Origin of the sequence: Citrobacter sp. Igbk 17, assembly GCF_028069775.1 — a bacterium.
In the GTDB taxonomy this organism is placed as follows: domain Bacteria; phylum Pseudomonadota; class Gammaproteobacteria; order Enterobacterales; family Enterobacteriaceae; genus Citrobacter.
This window is the reverse complement of sequence record NZ_JANEWI010000016.1, coordinates 16917-34472: the sequence shown is the minus strand read 5'-3', so window position 1 is coordinate 34472 and position 17556 is coordinate 16917. Positions and strand designations below refer to the sequence as shown.

Genomic DNA, 17556 nt, shown 5'->3' with positions numbered 1-17556 from the left:
CTCATGGTGGTAAGCAATTTACGTTTACAGGCCGCGTGATTGTTTCTTGATGTGTCAGCGAAATGGCTATCGACGAACGGAGGTGAGGACGCTATTTTAACTGAAGCTGTGTTGCTGATTGAGCAGGCAGAATTTATGACAACGAGGACGATGATGAAAAACACCGAGCTGGAACAACTGATTAACGACAAGCTGAACAGCGCAGCCATAAGCGACTATGCACCGAATGGTTTGCAGGTTGAGGGCAAAGAAACGGTGCAAAAAATCGTGACCGGCGTAACCGCAAGCCAGGCATTACTGGATGAAGCTGTTCGCCTTGGGGCCGATGCGGTCATCGTTCATCATGGTTATTTCTGGAAGGGAGAATCTCCGGTTATTCGCGGCATGAAGCGCCGGCGTCTGAAAACGCTGCTGGAAAATGACATCAACCTGTATGGCTGGCATCTGCCGTTGGATGCCCACCCCGAACTGGGGAATAACGCACAGCTGGCCGCGCTGTTGGGTATCACGGTGATGGGGGAGATAGAGCCTCTGGTACCGTGGGGGGAACTCTCCATGCCCGTTCCGGGGCTGGAACTGGCATCCTGGATTGAAGCGCGTCTGGGACGTAAACCGTTATGGTGCGGCGATACCGGGCCTGAAAACGTTCAGCGTGTTGCCTGGTGTACGGGGGGCGGTCAAAGTTTCATTGATAGTGCGGCCCGCTTTGGTGTTGATGCCTTTATTACCGGGGAAGTTTCTGAACAAACCATTCACTCTGCCCGCGAGCAGGGACTGCATTTCTATGCTGCCGGTCACCATGCTACCGAACGCGGCGGTATTCGTGCCTTGAGCGAATGGCTGAATGAAAACACCGATCTGGATGTGACGTTCGTCGACATCCCTAACCCAGCCTGATAAAGAGGGACGAAAGTGCAGCGAGCGCGTTGTTATCTGTTAGGTGAAACCGCGGTGGTTCTGGAGCTGGAACCACCGATTACGCTGGCAACTCAGAAACGCATCTGGCGTCTGGCCCAGCGTCTGGCTGATGCTCCGAATGTACTTGAAGCCATTCCGGGAATGAACAATATCACGGTGATCCTGAATTCCCCGCAGACGCTGGCGCTGGATGCAATTGAACGCCTGCAAAGTTGGTGGGAAGAGAGCGAGGCGATGGAGCCGGATTCGCGTTTTGTCGAAATCCCCGTTATCTATGGCGGCGAATATGGACCCGATCTGGCCGAAGTTGCCCGGCACAGTGGTTTGAGCGACAAGCAGGTCGTTGAATTGCATGCGTCAGTTGATTATGTCGTCTGGTTTTTAGGGTTTCAGCCGGGATTTCCCTATCTTGGGAGCTTACCGGAACCATTGCATACGCCAAGACGAGCCGAACCGCGCTTACTTGTTCCGGCAGGTTCGGTGGGGATCGGCGGTTCACAAACCGGTATCTACCCGATTGCAACACCCGGCGGGTGGCAACTGATAGGACGTACCGCCGTTAAGCTTTTTGATCCGCAGCGCGAGGAGCCGATCCTGTTACGGGCTGGAGATACTGTACGTTTTGTCCCGCAGAAGGAGGGCGTATGTTAAACATCATTCGTGCTGGCCTGTACACCTCCGTACAGGATGGGGGGCGTCATGGCTTTCGTCAGTCAGGGGTAAGCCACTGCGGCGCGTTGGACAAACCGGCATTGAACGTTGCTAATCTGCTGGTAGGAAATGATGCGAATGCTGCTGCGCTGGAAGTCACGTTAGGTCAGTTGGTGGTGGAATTTGAAGCGGATGGTTGGTTTGCCTTGACCGGCGCGGGATGCGAAGCGCATTTGGATCGTACTCCGGTATGGAGCGGTTGGCGGTTGCCAGTTAAAGCCGGACAACGCCTGTCATTAAAACACCCGCATCATGGTATGCGCAGTTACCTGGCGGTGGCGGGCGGTATTGATGTTCCCGACGTTATGGGATCGCGCAGTACCGATTTGAAAGTCGGTATTGGCGGGTTTGAAGGGCGTTTGTTACGCGATGGCGACAAGTTGGCGATTGGCGTATCAACACGACAATTCAATGGCCCACAAGGGGTAAAACAGTTGATGTGGGGCAACCACATTCGTGCGTTACCTGGACCCGAATATCAGGAATTTGACGAGGCATCGCAGGCATCGTTCTGGCGCTCGCCGTGGCGACTGAGCCCACAGAGTAACCGTATGGGGTATCGCCTGCAGGGGCAGCCACTGACACGCACGACAGACCGCGAGATGTTGTCACACGGTTTGCTTCCCGGCGTGGTACAGGTCCCGCATAACGGGCAGCCAATTGTACTGATGAACGATGCCCAGACCACGGGCGGATATCCGCGTATCGCCTGTATCATCGAGGCGGATATGTATCACCTTGCGCAAATCCCTCTAGGACAACCGATTCACTTTGTTCAGTGCTCGCTGGAAGAGGCGTTGAAGGCACGTCACGATCAGCAGCGCTATCTGGAACAGTTAACATGGCGACTTAACGATGAAAATTGATTTGAATGCAGATCTCGGTGAAGGCTGTGCGAACGACGCGACGCTTCTCCAACTGGTGTCATCGGCTAATATCGCCTGTGGATTTCATGCCGGAGACGCACAAACCATGCTGGCAAGTGTGCGGGAAGCGCTGAAAAACGGCGTGGCTGTGGGGGCACACCCAGGCTTTCCGGACCGGGAAAATTTTGGTCGTAGTGCTATGAATCTGCCTGCCGAAACGGTTTATGCACAAACGCTGTATCAAATTGGTGCCCTGTCTGTCATCACCCGGGCAGAAGGGGGCGTGATGCGCCACGTGAAACCGCACGGCATGCTCTATAACCAGGCCGCAAAAGATCCTGTGCTGGCCGATGCGATAGCCAGAGCGGTTTATGCCTGCGATCCGTCATTGATACTGGTAGGGCTTGCGGGGAGCGAATTGATCCGTGCCGGTGAACATTATGGTCTGGAGACGCGTCAGGAGGTTTTTGCAGATCGGGGGTATCAGGCTGATGGTAGTCTGGTTCCGCGTAGTCAGCCAGGTGCACTGATCGAAGACGAAGAGCAGGCGCTGGCGCAAACGTTAGAAATGGTGCAGTCCGGGAGAGTAAAAAGTCAGAGTGGAACATGGGCAAGCGTAACCGCGCAGACGGTATGCATTCACGGGGATGGTGAGCACGCACTCGCTTTTGCCCGTCGTTTGCGCAGCGCGTTCAGCGCCTGCAATATTCAAATTAGCGCATAAGTATTTTTAATACAAAACAATAATATACAACACAACAACATAAGGGATTTAATTATGGGAGAGGCTATTTCTCTCTGGCCATTGACGGGGATCGCCGTCATCGTGGTCGGATTTCTTTTACGTTTTAACCCGGTATTGGTGGTTATCGTTGCCGGGATCGTCACCGGGCTGGCAGCGCATATGCCAATCGCCACTATTCTCGAAAAGCTGGGTGAAGGCTTTCTCAACACCCGCAACCTGCCGTTTATCCTGCTGATTCCGCTGGCAGTCATTGGTCTGCTGGAACGTCACGGGCTGAAAGAGCGAGCCCAGGCGTGGATCGCGAAAATCCGTAGCGCCACCAGTGGTCGTCTGCTCATTGTCTATCTGTTTATTCGTGAAGCGACCGCCGCGCTGGGCTTGACCAGCCTGGGGGGGCATCCTCAGATGGTACGTCCGTTATTAGCCCCGATGGCTGAAGGGGCAGCGGAGAAAAACCACGGCGAATTGCCGGGGGCCGTGCGTTATCGCCTGCGTGCAATGTCTGCGGCGACTGACAACGTTGGTCTGTTTTTCGGTGAAGATATCTTCGTTGCCTTTGGGGCGATCATTTTCATGCACAACTTTATGCTGGAGTCCGGTGGGATCCAGACCGAGCCACTGCATATTGCTTTGTGGGGGATCCCAACGGCAATTTGCGCCTTCTTGATCCACGGTACGCGCTTGTGGCGTCTGGATAACTATCTGCAGCGTGAGGTGGCGAAAGCCAATGCGGCAGCGAAAGGAGCAGCGCAATGAATTTTCAGCAAAGCTATCTCTACTGGCTGGCGGGCGCGGTACTGTTGATTGTGGCGGTGATGTCCTGGCAGGACAAAGCGAACCCACGTCGTCTGAGCACGGGGCTGTTTTGGGGACTGTATGGTGTGCTGTTCCTGCTTGGCGACTGGACGTACTCACTGTTTGGTGACAAACGTACGGTACATATCGCGGTCGGCATTGCGGTAGTCGTATTGGCGCTGATTGCCGGGTTTGGCGGTGTGAAACTGGGAAGTTATCATCAACGCACCCAGCAGCAGCGTGAAGAAAGCGCCAGCCGACTGGGTAATCGCCTGTTTTTTCCGGCGCTGGCTATTCCGGTGGTGACCGTTATCGGTGTACTGATGTTTAACCATATTCCGGGCTTGCAGGATGCACTGTTTGGGCCGGGGAATCACGCCACGCTGGTCACGCTCTTTTCTATGACGGCAGGCTCGCTGATTGGCCTGGCAATGGCGATAAAAATGACCCATGAGCGCGTCCATCAGCCCATTCAGGAAGCCCGCCGTCTGCTGGACTCCATCGGCTGGGCGTTCATCCTGCCGCAAATTCTGGCGACGCTCGGGCTGCTGTTTACGGCGGCAGGGGTGGGCAGTGGTATATCGTATCTGACCCAGGAGTACCTCGCGGTAGATAGCCGCTTTATCGCCGTGGCGGTATACACCATTGGTATGGCGCTGTTGACGATGGTCATGGGGAACGCATTTGCTGCTTTCCCGATTGTAACCGCCGGGATCGGTATTCCAATTCTTGTGTTGCAGCATGGTGGTAACCCCGCGGTGATGGCGGCTATTGGGATGTTCTCCGGATATTGCGGAACCTTAATGACACCGATGGCAGCGAACTTTAACATCGTGCCTGCAGCCCTGCTGGAGTTGCCGGATAAAAACGCCGTGATTAAAGCGCAGGTGCCAACCGGCATACTGCTGTTGCTGGTTAACGTGTTCCTGATGTATTTCCTGATGTTCCTGTAAGGAGGAAGGATGAAAACGGTCTTAATCACCGGATTTGAACCCTTTGGCGGAGAGTCAGTTAACCCTTCCTGGGAAGTGGTCTCCGGGCTCGACAATGCTATCATTGCCGGATGTCGTGTCGTTGCGCGTCAGCTACCGTGCGTATTTGGCGAGTCTCTAACCGTACTTAATGCCGCGATTGACGCGCTGTCACCGTCGTTGGTGCTGGCGGTGGGGCAGGCAGGAGGCCGTACAGATATAACCGTTGAGCGTGTAGCGATCAACGTGGACGATGCGCGTATTGCGGATAACCACGGTCAGCAGCCTGTTGATGTGCCGATTGTCGCCGAGGGTCCGGCGGCATGGTTTAGCACACTGCCAATCAAAGCGATGGTGATGGCCATGCGCAATGCGGGTATCCCAGCCTCGGTTTCCCAAACAGCAGGTACCTTTGTTTGTAATCATGTGATGTATGGCCTGCTGCATACGTTACGCGACACACCGGCAGTGAAGGGCGGTTTTATCCATATTCCTTATCTGCCACAACAGGCCGCCGCGCACCCCGGAGCGCCAAGTATGGCGAGCGAAACGGTGCGCCGGGCGCTGGAAATTGCCATTGACACTGCATTGCAGGTGGACAGCGATATTGCAGTGACGGGCGGTGCAACACACTAACCAAGGACAGTATTATGCCTGAAGGCCCGGAGATCCGCCGCGCGGCGGATAACCTGGAGGCGGCAGTCAAAGGCAAACCGCTGACGGATGTCTGGTTTGCCTTTGAGCAGTTAAAACCGTATCAGTCTCAACTCATCGGGCAGCGCGTCACCCAGCTTGAAACGCGGGGGAAAGCATTGCTGACCCACTTTTCAAATGGCCTGACGCTATACAGCCACAATCAGCTTTACGGCGTATGGCGGGTGGTGGAGACCGGAAATATACCGGAAACGACGCGTGTGCTGCGTGTCAAACTGCAAACACACGATAAAACCATCCTGCTCTATAGCGCGTCTGATATTGAGATGCTGACATCAGCACAATTGGCGACTCATCCGTTTCTGCAACGGGTAGGGCCGGACGTGCTGGATCTGCGTTTAACGTCTGAGGAGGTTAAAGCGCGCTTGCTGTCACCCCGTTTTCGCAATCGGCAGTTTTCTGGCTTACTGTTGGATCAGGCGTTTCTGGCGGGACTGGGGAACTATCTGCGGGTAGAAATTCTCTGGCAGGTTGGACTGACCGGTCAGCATAAAGCATCGCAACTGAGTGATGAACAGCTCAGCGCGCTGGCGCATGCGTTGCTCGAGATCCCACGCCTGTCCTACAACACCCGTGGGCTGGCTGATGAGAATAAGCATCACGGGGCGTTATTTCGCTTTAAGGTGTTCCATCGGGATGGCGAGTCCTGTGAGCGCTGTGGCGGCATTATTGAGAAAACGATGCTCTCTTCACGACCGTTTTACTGGTGCCCGGGATGCCAGCACTAAGCGGGCTGTTTTGGCGCATGCGCTGAGATAAACCGCGCGACTGTCGGCCCGGTTAATAAAATACTGAACAGTCGCAGGGTTTGCATCGCCATAACCAGTGCCATGTCGGCGTGGCTTCCTGCGGCAATCACTGCGACGGAGTCCACACCTCCCGGACTGGTCGCCAGATAGGCGGTGAGAAAGTCAATTTTCATATAATGTGCCAGCCCCCAGGCCATGGCGGCACAGATCGTCATCAGCGAAAAAATAGACAATAAAATTTGTGGCAACGGACGCAGTGCCATCAAAAATATCTGTTTGTCAAAACCCAGGCCTATTTGCCAGCCGATAGCCATATATGCCATTGCCAACAGCCATTCCGGCAGTTCAATTACCATGACACCGCCAGCGTTCAGCAATGCGCCCACCAGCATAGGCAGGAGCATGACGCCAGAGGGGATACGCAGCAAGCGTCCTGCCCCCCCGGCAACGGCGGCCAACATCAGGGTACTGAACAGGTTGATACTCAGTGGCGGAAACCAGACAATTTGTGCGCTGACCGCCTGTGCCTGGTCGCCCATTACCAGCCGGGTGACCAGTGCGGCCGCCCCCACCACCAACAGTACCCGCAGATACTGCATAAAAGCCACCAGGCGGATGTCAGCGCCGTAATCCTGTGCCATTGCAACCATTGCTGCGGCTCCGCCAGGCGATGAACCCCACGCACCGGTGTTACCGGGCAGGTTGCTGTAACGAACCAGCAGCCATCCTATGACCGCGCTGCTGATAAGTGTCGCCAGCAGGATGACCATAACCACCGGCCAGTGCGCTGCAAGCGTGGTTAAAATAGAGCCAGTCAGGTTTTGCGCAATCATACAGCCGAGAATGGCCTGAGCGCCAAGAAATGCACAGCGAGGGAGTTGTAGTGAAATGCCGCGCATACTGAAGATAATACCGACAATCATCGACCCAAGCAGCAAGGGACCCGGGAGATGAACAGACAGAAAGAGCAGGGAAAGAAGGAGTGACAGTAAAAACAGTAAACCCCACCGCAACACAGGCATCCCATGCTCCTGAATAATATTAAGTAACGCTTAATAAATCATAGAGAAAGCGCGATAAGAATAAAACTACGAGGGGCAATAAAAAGCAGAAATGTGCCGGATAGCAACGTCATGCGGCATATCCGGCCTATGTCTGGAACGTTTTATAGGCCGGATAAGCATGAGCGCCATCCGGCACGGCAAATTAACGCTTAATATCAGACTTAAAATCGCGTTTATCGTAGCCAGTGTACAACTGGCGAGGACGGGCGATTTTCATGCCGTCGGTGTGCATTTCGTTCCAGTGTGCAATCCAGCCAACGGTACGTGCCATCGCGAAGATTACGGTAAACATGGAGGACGGGATGCCCATTGCTTTCAGAATGATGCCAGAATAGAAGTCTACGTTCGGGTAGAGTTTCTTCTCGATGAAGTACGGGTCGTTGAGCGCGATGTGCTCAAGCTCCATTGCCACTTCCAGCAGGTCATCTTTGGTGCCCAGTTCTTTCAGTACTTCATGACAGGTTTCACGCATGACGGTGGCGCGCGGGTCATAGTTTTTGTAAACACGGTGACCAAAGCCCATCAGACGGAAAGAATCATTCTTGTCTTTCGCGCGGCGAACAAATTCCGGAATGTGTTTAACTGAGCTGATTTCTTCCAGCATTTTCAGTGCAGCTTCGTTCGCGCCGCCGTGCGCCGGTCCCCACAGGGAAGCGATACCGGCTGCGATGCAGGCAAACGGGTTAGCGCCGGAAGAACCTGCGGTACGTACGGTTGATGTTGAAGCGTTTTGTTCGTGGTCAGCATGCAGGATCAGAATACGATCCATTGCGCGTTCCAGGATTGGGTTTACTTCGTATTTTTCGCACGGCGTGGAGAACATCATGTTCAGGAAGTTACCGGCGTAGGAAAGGTCGTTACGCGGATAAACAAACGGCTGGCCGATGGAGTATTTGTAGCACATTGCTGCCATGGTTGGCATTTTGGACAGCAGACGGAAAGCGGCGATTTCACGGTGACGCGCATTATTGACATCCAGCGAGTCGTGGTAAAACGCGGCCAGCGCACCGGTAACACCGCACATAACGGCCATCGGGTGAGAGTCGCGGCGGAAACCGTGGAACAGACGGGTAATCTGCTCGTGGATCATGGTATGGCGAGTGACCGTGGTTTTGAACTCGTCGTACTCTTCCTGTGACGGTTTTTCACCGTACAGCAGGATATAACACACTTCCAGATAGTTGGACTCGGTCGCCAACTGGTCAATTGGGAAGCCGCGATGCAGCAAAACACCTTCGTCACCGTCGATGAAAGTAATTTTGGATTCGCAGGATGCGGTAGAGGTAAAACCTGGGTCAAAAGTAAACATCCCTTTTGAGCCAAGGCTACGAATATCAATAACATCTTGACCGAGCGTACCTTTCAGCACATCCAGTTCAATAGCAGCGTCACCATTAAGAGTGAGTTTTGCTTTAGTATCAGCCATTTACGGTCTCCTTAGCGCCTTATTACTTAAGACTGCTCAGGTGAGATCTGTTTCAACTCATCAATTAACCATTACCAGTTTGTTATTCGGCTCGCCGCTCTGCGATAGAGGAGAAAACCAGGGTACAGAGCAATGGGCGCTTGCAGGTAAATCAGTTAACTCATGGTGAATTAGCAACAAATCAACAACTTAGCAATCCGAATTATTTAACCTGTCTATCACTAATAACTGTCCTGAAGGTATTGGTCAATACTTCCACACTGTTACATAACTAAATCTCCGGTGAAAGAGTGACCCCATAACTTTTACGCATTATATGCTTTTTCTGGTGTCGTTTGTAACAACTTTGTTTAATGATTGTCAAATCAGATGATTAAAAATTAAAATAATGTTGTTATCGTGACCTATGTCACTGTTCGGGATAAAACCCGACAAACTATATGTAGGTTAATTGTAATGATTTTGTGAACGTCCTATACTGCCGCCAGGTCTCCGGAATACCCTGCAATCCCGAGCCAACCAGCGTTGTAACGTGTCGTTTTAGCAACTGGAAGCAGTGTTTTATATGACGCGTAGTTATAGTAAGGACGCTGTCTGACCCGCACGCAGACCGGAGGAAGGAAATCCCGGCGTCTTTCAGACTACAGAAGTCTTCATCTTCTGTGCCCGAAGTCCAAAGGGAATAATAAGAACAGCATGTGGGCGTTATTCATGATAAGAAATGTGAAAAAACAAAGACCTGTCAATCTGGATCTGCAAACGATCCGATTCCCAATCACGGCGATAGCGTCCATTCTCCATCGCGTATCTGGAGTGATCACCTTCGTGGCGGTCGGGATCCTGTTGTGGTTATTGGGTACCAGCCTGTCCTCCCCTGAAGGTTTCCTCGCCGCGTCATCCATTATGAATAACTTCTTTGTGGAGTTGATTCTGTGGGGGATTCTGATTGCGCTGGCCTATCACGCCGTCATGGGCATTCGCCATCTGTTGATGGATTTTGGCTATATCGAAGAAACCCTCGAAGCAGGGACACGCTCCGCCAAAATTTGTTTCGTTATCATTGTCGTGCTTTCACTTCTCGCAGGAGTCCTCGTATGGTAAGCAACGCCTCCGCATTAGGACGCAATGGCGTACATGACTTCATTCTGGTCCGTGCCACCGCTATCGTTCTGACGTTATACATCATCTATATGGTCGGCTTCTTCGCCACCAGTGGCGAGTTGACCTTTGAAGCCTGGACCGGTTTCTTCTCATCGGCATTCACCAAAGTCTTCACCCTGCTGGCGCTTTTCTCCATCTTGATTCATGCCTGGATTGGCATGTGGCAGGTGTTGACCGACTACGTTAAACCTCTGGCAGTTCGCCTGATTCTGCAACTGGCCATTGTCGTTGCGCTGGTGGTTTACGTCATTTATGGATTTGTTGTGGTGTGGGGTGTGTAATGAAACTGCCAGTCAGAGAATTTGATGCTGTTGTGATTGGTGCCGGTGGCGCAGGTATGCGCGCGGCGCTGCAAATTTCCCAGAGCGGTCAGACCTGTGCGCTGCTCTCCAAAGTCTTCCCAACCCGTTCCCATACCGTCTCTGCGCAGGGTGGTATCACCGTTGCGCTCGGTAATACCCATGAAGATAACTGGGAATGGCACATGTACGACACTGTAAAAGGGTCGGACTACATTGGGGATCAGGACGCCATTGAATATATGTGTAAAACCGGCCCGGAAGCGATTCTGGAGCTGGACCACATGGGGCTGCCGTTCTCCCGCCTGGAAAATGGCACCATTTATCAACGTCCGTTTGGCGGTCAGTCGAAAAACTTCGGTGGCGAGCAAGCGGCACGTACTGCAGCGGCGGCTGACCGTACCGGCCACGCGCTGTTGCACACGCTGTATCAGCAAAACCTGAAAAACCACACCACGATTTTCTCCGAGTGGTATGCGTTAGATCTGGTGAAAAATGCTGATGGTGCCGTTGTCGGTTGTACCGCACTGTGTATCGAAACCGGTGAAGTGGTTTACTTCAAAGCCCGCGCAACCGTGCTGGCAACCGGTGGCGCAGGCCGTATTTATCAGTCGACAACTAACGCTCACATCAACACGGGTGATGGCGTAGGTATGGCAATCCGCGCTGGCGTGCCGGTGCAGGATATGGAAATGTGGCAGTTCCACCCAACCGGTATCGCTGGTGCGGGCGTGCTGGTAACAGAAGGCTGCCGTGGTGAAGGTGGTTACCTGCTGAACAAACACGGCGAACGCTTCATGGAGCGTTATGCCCCGAACGCGAAAGACCTTGCGGGTCGTGACGTGGTGGCGCGCTCCATTATGATCGAAATCCGTGAAGGCCGTGGTTGTGATGGCCCATGGGGCCCGCACGCTAAACTGAAACTCGACCATCTGGGTAAAGAAGTACTGGAATCCCGTCTGCCGGGTATCCTGGAGCTGTCTCGTACCTTTGCTCACGTTGACCCGGTGAAAGAGCCGATTCCGGTCATTCCAACCTGTCACTACATGATGGGGGGTATTCCGACCAAGGTGACTGGCCAGGCGTTGACCGTGAACGAGCAGGGCGAAGATGTAGTTATTCCTGGACTGTTTGCAGTGGGCGAGATCGCTTGCGTATCGGTGCACGGTGCCAACCGTCTGGGCGGCAACTCATTGCTGGACCTGGTGGTCTTTGGTCGTGCGGTCGGTCTGCATCTGCAGGAGTCTATCGCCGAGCAAGGTAACCTGCAGGATGCGACGGAAGAAGAGATCGATGCCTCTCTGGCGCGTCTGAATCGCTGGAACGGTAACCGCGACGGTGAAGATCCGGTTGTGATCCGTAAAGCGCTGCAGGAATGTATGCAGCATAACTTCTCGGTATTCCGTGAAGGTGATGCGATGGCGAAAGGTCTTGAAGAGCTGAAAGCCATTCGTGAGCGCCTGAAAAATGCCCGCCTGGATGATACCTCCAGCGAGTTCAACACCCAGCGCGTTGAGTGCCTGGAGTTGGATAACCTGATGGAAACCGCGTACGCAACGGCGGTATCCGCCAACTTCCGTACCGAAAGCCGTGGCGCGCATAGTCGCTTCGACTTCCCGGAACGTGATGATGAAAACTGGCTGTGCCATTCCCTGTATCTGCCAGAGTCGGAATCCATGACCCGACGTCAAGTCAACATGGAACCGAAACTGCGCCCGGCATTCCCGCCGAAGATTCGTACTTACTAATGCGGAGACAGGAAAATGAGACTCGAGTTTTCAATTTATCGCTATAACCCGGATGTTGATGATGCTCCGCACATGCAGGATTACACCCTGGAAGCGGAAGAAGGGCGCGACATGATGCTGCTGGATGCACTGATGCAGCTGAAAGAAAAAGATCCGTCGCTGTCGTTCCGCCGTTCCTGCCGTGAAGGGGTCTGTGGCTCCGACGGTCTGAATATGAACGGTAAAAATGGACTGGCCTGTATCACACCTATTTCTGCGCTGAATCAGCCGGGCAAGAAGATTGTCATTCGCCCGCTGCCGGGTTTACCGGTTGTGCGCGATTTGGTGGTAGACATGGGGCAATTCTACGCACAGTATGAGAAGATTAAACCTTACTTGTTGAATAATGGGAAAAATCCACCGGCTCGTGAGCATTTACAAATGCCAGAGCAGCGTGAGAAGCTCGATGGGCTGTATGAATGTATTTTATGTGCATGCTGCTCAACGTCTTGCCCATCATTCTGGTGGAATCCGGACAAGTTTATTGGCCCGGCAGGTCTGCTGGCAGCGTATCGCTTCTTAATTGATAGCCGCGATACCGAGACCGACAGCCGCCTGGACGGTTTGAGTGACGCTTTCAGCGTATTCCGCTGCCATAGCATCATGAACTGCGTCAGTGTTTGTCCTAAGGGACTGAACCCGACGCGTGCCATCGGGCATATTAAGTCGATGCTGCTCAAACGTAGTGCGTAAGTTGTTGTAGTGGTTGCCGGATGGCGACGTAAACGTCTTATCCGGCCTACGGGTTATGTACCTTGTAGGCCTGATAAGCGAAGCGCCATCAGGCAATGGTTGCCGGATGCGACGTACCGTCTTATCCGGCCTACGGGTTATGTACCTTGTAGGCCTGAAAGCTACGCGCCATCAGGCAATGGTTGCCGGATGTGACGTACCGTCTTATCCGGCCTACGGGTTATGTACCTTGTAGGCCTGATAAGCGAAGCGCCATCAGGCAATGGTTGCCGGATGCGACGTACCGTCTTATCCGGCCTGCGGGTTACGTACCTTGTAGGCCTGATAAGCGAAGCGCCATCAGGCAATGGTTGCCGGATGCGACGTACCGTCTTATCCGGCCTACGGGTTATGTACCTTGTAGGCCTGATAAGCGAAGCGCCATCAGGCGAATCGTTAATGTAGGAAACCTCTAAAAACTGCCCCTTATCTCTGACAGTTTTTAAAGGTTCCTTCGCGAGCCAAACAAAAAGAGCTCGCAAGTGAACCCCGGCACGCACATCGGTGTGCGTGGTAGTATCCACGGCGAAGTAAGCATACAAATGCTTAAGGGATCACGATGCAGAACAGCGCTTTGAAAGCCTGGTTGGACTCTTCTTACCTCTCCGGTTCTAACCAGAGTTGGATAGAACAGCTCTATGAAGACTTCTTAACCGACCCTGACTCGGTAGATGCTAACTGGCGTTCGACGTTCCAGCAGTTACCTGGTACCGGAGTCAAACCGGATCAACTCCACTCAAAAACACGTGATTATTTCCGTCGACAGGCGTTGATTACCCCACGTTACTCTTCTTCTATTTCCGACCCTGATGCCAATGTGAAGCAGGTTAAAGTCCTGCAGCTCATTAACGCCTATCGTTTCCGCGGTCACCAGCATGCGAACCTCGATCCGCTGGGGCTGTGGCAACAAGAAAATGTGGCCGATCTGGATCCGTCTTTCCACGATCTGACCGACGCTGATTTTCAGGAAAGCTTTAACGTAGGTTCTTTTGCCGGTGGCAAAGACACCATGAAGCTGAGCGACCTGGTTGTCGCACTGAAACAAACCTACTGCGGCCCGATTGGCGCCGAGTATATGCACATCACCAGCACCGAAGAGAAACGCTGGCTTCAGCAGCGTATCGAGTCCGGGCGTGCCGCATTCAGTAGTGAAGAGAAGAAACGCTTCCTCAGTGAACTGACTGCAGCAGAAGGTCTGGAACGCTACCTGGGTGCGAAGTTCCCGGGGGCAAAACGCTTCTCACTGGAAGGTGGCGACGCGTTAATCCCGATGCTTAAAGAAATGATCCGCCACGCCGGTAACAGCGGAACCCGTGAAGTGGTTCTGGGCATGGCGCACCGCGGTCGTTTGAACGTACTGGTTAACGTGCTGGGTAAACGCCCGCAGGAACTGTTCGACGAATTCGCAGGCAAACATAAAGAACACCTCGGCACCGGCGATGTGAAGTACCACATGGGCTTCTCATCAGATATCGAAACCGAAGGCGGTCTGGTGCACCTGGCGCTGGCGTTTAACCCGTCGCACCTTGAAATCGTTAGCCCGGTGGTTATCGGGTCGGTACGTGCGCGTCTGGATCGTCTGGACGAGCCAAGCAGCAATAAAGTATTGCCGATTACGATTCACGGTGATGCGGCAGTGACCGGACAGGGCGTGGTTCAGGAAACCCTGAACATGTCGAAAGCACGTGGTTACGAAGTGGGCGGTACCGTTCGCATCGTCATCAACAACCAGGTGGGCTTCACCACCTCTAACCCGCTGGACGCACGTTCTACACCATACTGCACCGACATCGGTAAGATGGTTCAGGCGCCGATCTTCCACGTGAATGCGGATGACCCGGAAGCGGTTGCTTTCGTTACCCGTCTGGCGCTGGATTTCCGTAATACCTTTAAACGTGATGTCTTCATTGATCTGGTGTGCTACCGCCGTCACGGCCATAACGAAGCCGATGAGCCGAGCGCAACCCAGCCACTGATGTATCAGAAAATCAAAAAGCATCCGACCCCGCGCAAAATCTACGCTGACAAACTGGAAGCCGATAAAGTTGCCACGCTGGAAGATGCGACCGAAATGGTCAACCTCTATCGTGATGCGCTGGATGCTGGCGAATGTGTCGTGAAAGAGTGGCGTCCAATGAACATGCACTCCTTCACCTGGTCACCGTACCTCAACCACGAGTGGGATGAAAATTACCCAAGCAAGGTTGAAATGAAGCGTTTGCAGGAATTGGCCAAACGCATCAGTACCGTACCAGAAGCAGTTGAAATGCAGTCGCGCGTTGCCAAGATTTATGGCGATCGTCAGGCGATGGCGGCAGGCGAGAAGCTGTTCGACTGGGGTGGCGCAGAGAATCTGGCTTACGCCACGCTGGTAGACGAAGGCATTCCGGTACGTCTGTCGGGTGAAGACTCCGGCCGTGGTACTTTCTTCCACCGTCACGCGGTCATTCATAACCAGGCGAACGGTTCAACCTACACCCCGCTGCAGCATGTGCATAACGGGCAGGGGACGTTCCGCGTATGGGACTCCGTACTGTCTGAAGAAGCGGTGCTGGCATTTGAATACGGTTATGCCACGGCTGAACCGCGTACCCTGACCATCTGGGAAGCGCAGTTTGGTGACTTCGCCAACGGCGCTCAGGTCGTTATCGACCAGTTCATCTCGTCCGGCGAGCAGAAATGGGGCCGCATGTGTGGTCTGGTGATGTTGCTGCCGCACGGCTATGAAGGTCAGGGACCGGAGCACTCCTCTGCGCGTCTGGAACGTTACCTGCAACTTTGTGCTGAGCAAAACATGCAGGTTTGCGTCCCATCTACGCCGGCACAGGTTTACCACATGCTGCGTCGTCAGGCGCTGCGCGGTATGCGTCGTCCGCTGGTGGTGATGTCACCGAAGTCATTGCTGCGTCATCCGCTGGCGGTGTCTACGCTCGACGAACTGGCGAATGGCACATTCCTGCCAGCCATTGGTGAGATTGATGAACTTGATCCACAAGCCGTGAAGCGTGTCGTAATGTGTTCTGGTAAGGTTTATTACGACCTGCTGGAGCAACGCCGTAAGAATGACCAAAAAGATGTTGCCATTGTGCGCATCGAACAGCTCTATCCATTCCCGCATAAAGCGGTGCAGGAAGCGCTGAAACCGTTTGCTCATGTACATGATTTTGTCTGGTGCCAGGAAGAGCCGCTTAACCAGGGCGCATGGTACTGCAGCCAGCATCATTTCCGTGAAGTAATTCCATTTGGGTCAGCTCTGCGTTATGCAGGTCGCCCGGCCTCTGCCTCTCCGGCAGTAGGATATATGTCCGTTCACCAGAAACAGCAACAAGATCTGGTAAATGACGCGCTGAACGTCGATTAAATAAAGGATAAATAATGAGTAGCGTAGATATTCTTGTTCCCGACCTGCCTGAATCCGTAGCGGATGCAACGGTTGCAACCTGGCACAAAAAACCGGGCGATGCAGTACGTCGTGATGAAGTACTGGTAGAAATCGAAACTGACAAAGTGGTACTGGAAGTACCGGCATCAGCGGACGGTATTCTTGATGCGGTCCTGGAAGATGAAGGGACAACGGTAACTTCTCGCCAGATCCTCGGTCGCCTGCGTGAAGGCAACAGCGCCGGTAAAGAGACCAGCGCCAAGTCTGAAGAGAAAGATTCTACTCCGGCGCAGCGCCAGCAGGCGTCCCTCACTGAGCAGAACAACGATGCCCTGAGCCCGGCAATCCGTCGCCTGTTGGGTGAGCATAACCTCGAAGCCAGCGCTATCAACGGCACAGGCGTTGGTGGACGTATTACGCGTGAAGATGTTGAAAAACATCTGGCTAAAGCGCCGGCGGCGAAAGCTGAAGCGAAAGCACCGGCCGCAGCACCTGCGGCACAGCCTGCGCTGGGCGCACGTGGTGAAAAACGCGTTCCGATGACCCGTCTACGTAAGCGCGTGGCTGAGCGTCTGCTGGAAGCGAAAAACTCTACCGCGATGCTGACAACCTTCAACGAAGTCAACATGAAGCCAATCATGGACCTGCGTAAGCAGTACGGTGACGCGTTTGAGAAACGCCACGGTATCCGTCTGGGCTTTATGTCTTTCTACGTTAAAGCCGTTGTTGAAGCGCTGAAACGCTATCCGGAAGTGAACGCGTCTATCGATGGTGATGACGTGGTTTATCACAACTACTTTGATGTCAGCATGGCGGTCTCCACGCCGCGTGGTCTGGTTACCCCGGTACTGCGTGATGTTGATCTGCTGGGTATGGCCGACATCGAGAAGAATATTAAAGAACTGGCAGTAAAAGGTCGTGACGGCAAGCTGACGGTTGAAGATCTGACGGGCGGTAACTTCACCATCACTAACGGTGGTGTGTTCGGTTCCCTGATGTCTACGCCTATCATCAACCCGCCGCAGAGTGCCATCCTGGGTATGCATGCCATCAAAGACAGACCGATGGCGGTAGACGGTAAGGTTGAAATCCTGCCGATGATGTATCTGGCGCTGTCTTATGACCACCGTCTGATCGATGGTCGTGAGTCAGTAGGCTTCCTGGTAACCATTAAAGAGTTGCTGGAAGATCCAACACGTCTGCTGCTGGACGTGTAACCAAAAAGAGTATCACCTG

16 protein-coding genes and 1 pseudogene are annotated in these 17556 nt (G+C 53.5%); 14 read left to right on the top strand and 3 right to left on the bottom strand.

Annotated features, from left to right (window positions below):
• The first annotated feature begins 153 nt into the window (after positions 1-153).
• From ybgI to nei, 8 genes are read left to right on the top strand one after another with little or no spacing between them, the layout of a single operon-like run.
• Positions 154-897 carry a radiation resistance protein YbgI gene (gene ybgI / locus NNO08_RS11440; protein WP_101742420.1) on the top strand — a complete coding sequence of 248 codons (744 nt, stop codon included), beginning with the start codon at positions 154-156 and terminating at the stop codon, positions 895-897.
• A gap of 15 nt (positions 898-912) precedes the next feature.
• Positions 913-1569, top strand: a complete 657-nt coding sequence (pxpB, locus tag NNO08_RS11435) for a 5-oxoprolinase subunit PxpB (protein ID WP_271442204.1) — start codon at positions 913-915, stop codon at positions 1567-1569.
• The gene (pxpC, locus tag NNO08_RS11430) at positions 1563-2495 is read left to right on the top strand and encodes a 5-oxoprolinase subunit PxpC (protein WP_271442205.1); all 933 of its coding nucleotides are present in this window, start codon (positions 1563-1565) and stop codon (positions 2493-2495) included. Before pxpB ends, pxpC begins: the two co-directional genes overlap by 7 nt.
• A complete protein-coding gene (gene pxpA, locus NNO08_RS11425) occupies positions 2485-3219 on the top strand; it encodes a 5-oxoprolinase subunit PxpA (RefSeq protein ID WP_271456750.1) in 735 nt (244 codons plus the stop codon). Before pxpC ends, pxpA begins: the two co-directional genes overlap by 11 nt.
• 54 nt (positions 3220-3273) lie before the next feature.
• Positions 3274-3996, top strand: a complete 723-nt coding sequence (locus NNO08_RS11420; protein ID WP_005122560.1) for a DUF969 domain-containing protein — start codon at positions 3274-3276, stop codon at positions 3994-3996.
• Positions 3993-4988, top strand: a complete 996-nt coding sequence (locus tag NNO08_RS11415) for a DUF979 domain-containing protein (protein WP_048212260.1) — start codon at positions 3993-3995, stop codon at positions 4986-4988. The genes NNO08_RS11420 and NNO08_RS11415 overlap by 4 nt, the downstream gene beginning before the upstream one ends.
• Before the next feature lie 9 nt (positions 4989-4997).
• Positions 4998-5642 carry a pyroglutamyl-peptidase I gene (gene pcp / locus NNO08_RS11410; RefSeq protein WP_202039122.1) on the top strand — a complete coding sequence of 215 codons (645 nt, stop codon included), beginning with the start codon at positions 4998-5000 and terminating at the stop codon, positions 5640-5642.
• A 14-nt stretch (positions 5643-5656) separates the two neighbouring features.
• The gene (gene nei / locus NNO08_RS11405) at positions 5657-6448 is read left to right on the top strand and encodes an endonuclease VIII (protein WP_271454920.1); all 792 of its coding nucleotides are present in this window, start codon (positions 5657-5659) and stop codon (positions 6446-6448) included.
• Here nei and NNO08_RS11400 read toward each other — a convergent pair.
• The 3 genes and pseudogenes from NNO08_RS11400 to NNO08_RS11390 all read right to left on the bottom strand — a co-directional run bounded on the left by NNO08_RS11400 (position 6445) and on the right by NNO08_RS11390 (position 9272).
• On the bottom strand, positions 6445-7491 hold the full coding sequence (locus NNO08_RS11400) for an AbrB family transcriptional regulator (RefSeq protein WP_271449844.1): 1047 nt from the start codon (positions 7489-7491) through the stop codon (positions 6445-6447). The genes nei and NNO08_RS11400 overlap by 4 nt on opposite strands.
• Positions 7492-7675: 184 nt before the next feature.
• Complete coding sequence (locus NNO08_RS11395) at positions 7676-8959, bottom strand: citrate synthase (RefSeq protein WP_271442210.1); 1284 nt, start codon at positions 8957-8959, stop codon at positions 7676-7678.
• Positions 8960-9161: 202 nt separating this feature from the next.
• A pseudogene (locus NNO08_RS11390) lies at positions 9162-9272 on the bottom strand (hypothetical protein).
• Between the two features lie 383 nt (positions 9273-9655).
• Here NNO08_RS11390 and sdhC point away from each other — a divergent pair.
• The 6 genes from sdhC (at position 9656) to odhB (ending at position 17537) form a co-directional block, all read left to right on the top strand.
• Positions 9656-10060, top strand: a complete 405-nt coding sequence (gene sdhC, locus NNO08_RS11385) for a succinate dehydrogenase cytochrome b556 subunit (protein ID WP_016152282.1) — start codon at positions 9656-9658, stop codon at positions 10058-10060.
• Entirely contained in the window at positions 10054-10401 is a 348-nt protein-coding gene (gene sdhD, locus NNO08_RS11380; RefSeq protein ID WP_271442212.1) for a succinate dehydrogenase membrane anchor subunit, read from the top strand. Before sdhC ends, sdhD begins: the two co-directional genes overlap by 7 nt.
• Positions 10401-12167, top strand: coding sequence for a succinate dehydrogenase flavoprotein subunit (sdhA, locus tag NNO08_RS11375; RefSeq protein WP_271456749.1), 1767 nt, complete (start codon positions 10401-10403; stop codon positions 12165-12167). The genes sdhD and sdhA overlap by 1 nt, the downstream gene beginning before the upstream one ends.
• A 15-nt stretch (positions 12168-12182) precedes the next feature.
• Entirely contained in the window at positions 12183-12899 is a 717-nt protein-coding gene (gene sdhB, locus NNO08_RS11370) for a succinate dehydrogenase iron-sulfur subunit SdhB (RefSeq protein WP_202039119.1), read from the top strand.
• Positions 12900-13497: 598 nt separating this feature from the next.
• Positions 13498-16299, top strand: a complete 2802-nt coding sequence (gene sucA / locus NNO08_RS11365; protein WP_271456748.1) for a 2-oxoglutarate dehydrogenase E1 component — start codon at positions 13498-13500, stop codon at positions 16297-16299.
• A gap of 14 nt (positions 16300-16313) precedes the next feature.
• Complete coding sequence (odhB, locus tag NNO08_RS11360; protein ID WP_271442216.1) at positions 16314-17537, top strand: 2-oxoglutarate dehydrogenase complex dihydrolipoyllysine-residue succinyltransferase; 1224 nt, start codon at positions 16314-16316, stop codon at positions 17535-17537.
• Positions 17538-17556 lie beyond the last annotated feature (19 nt).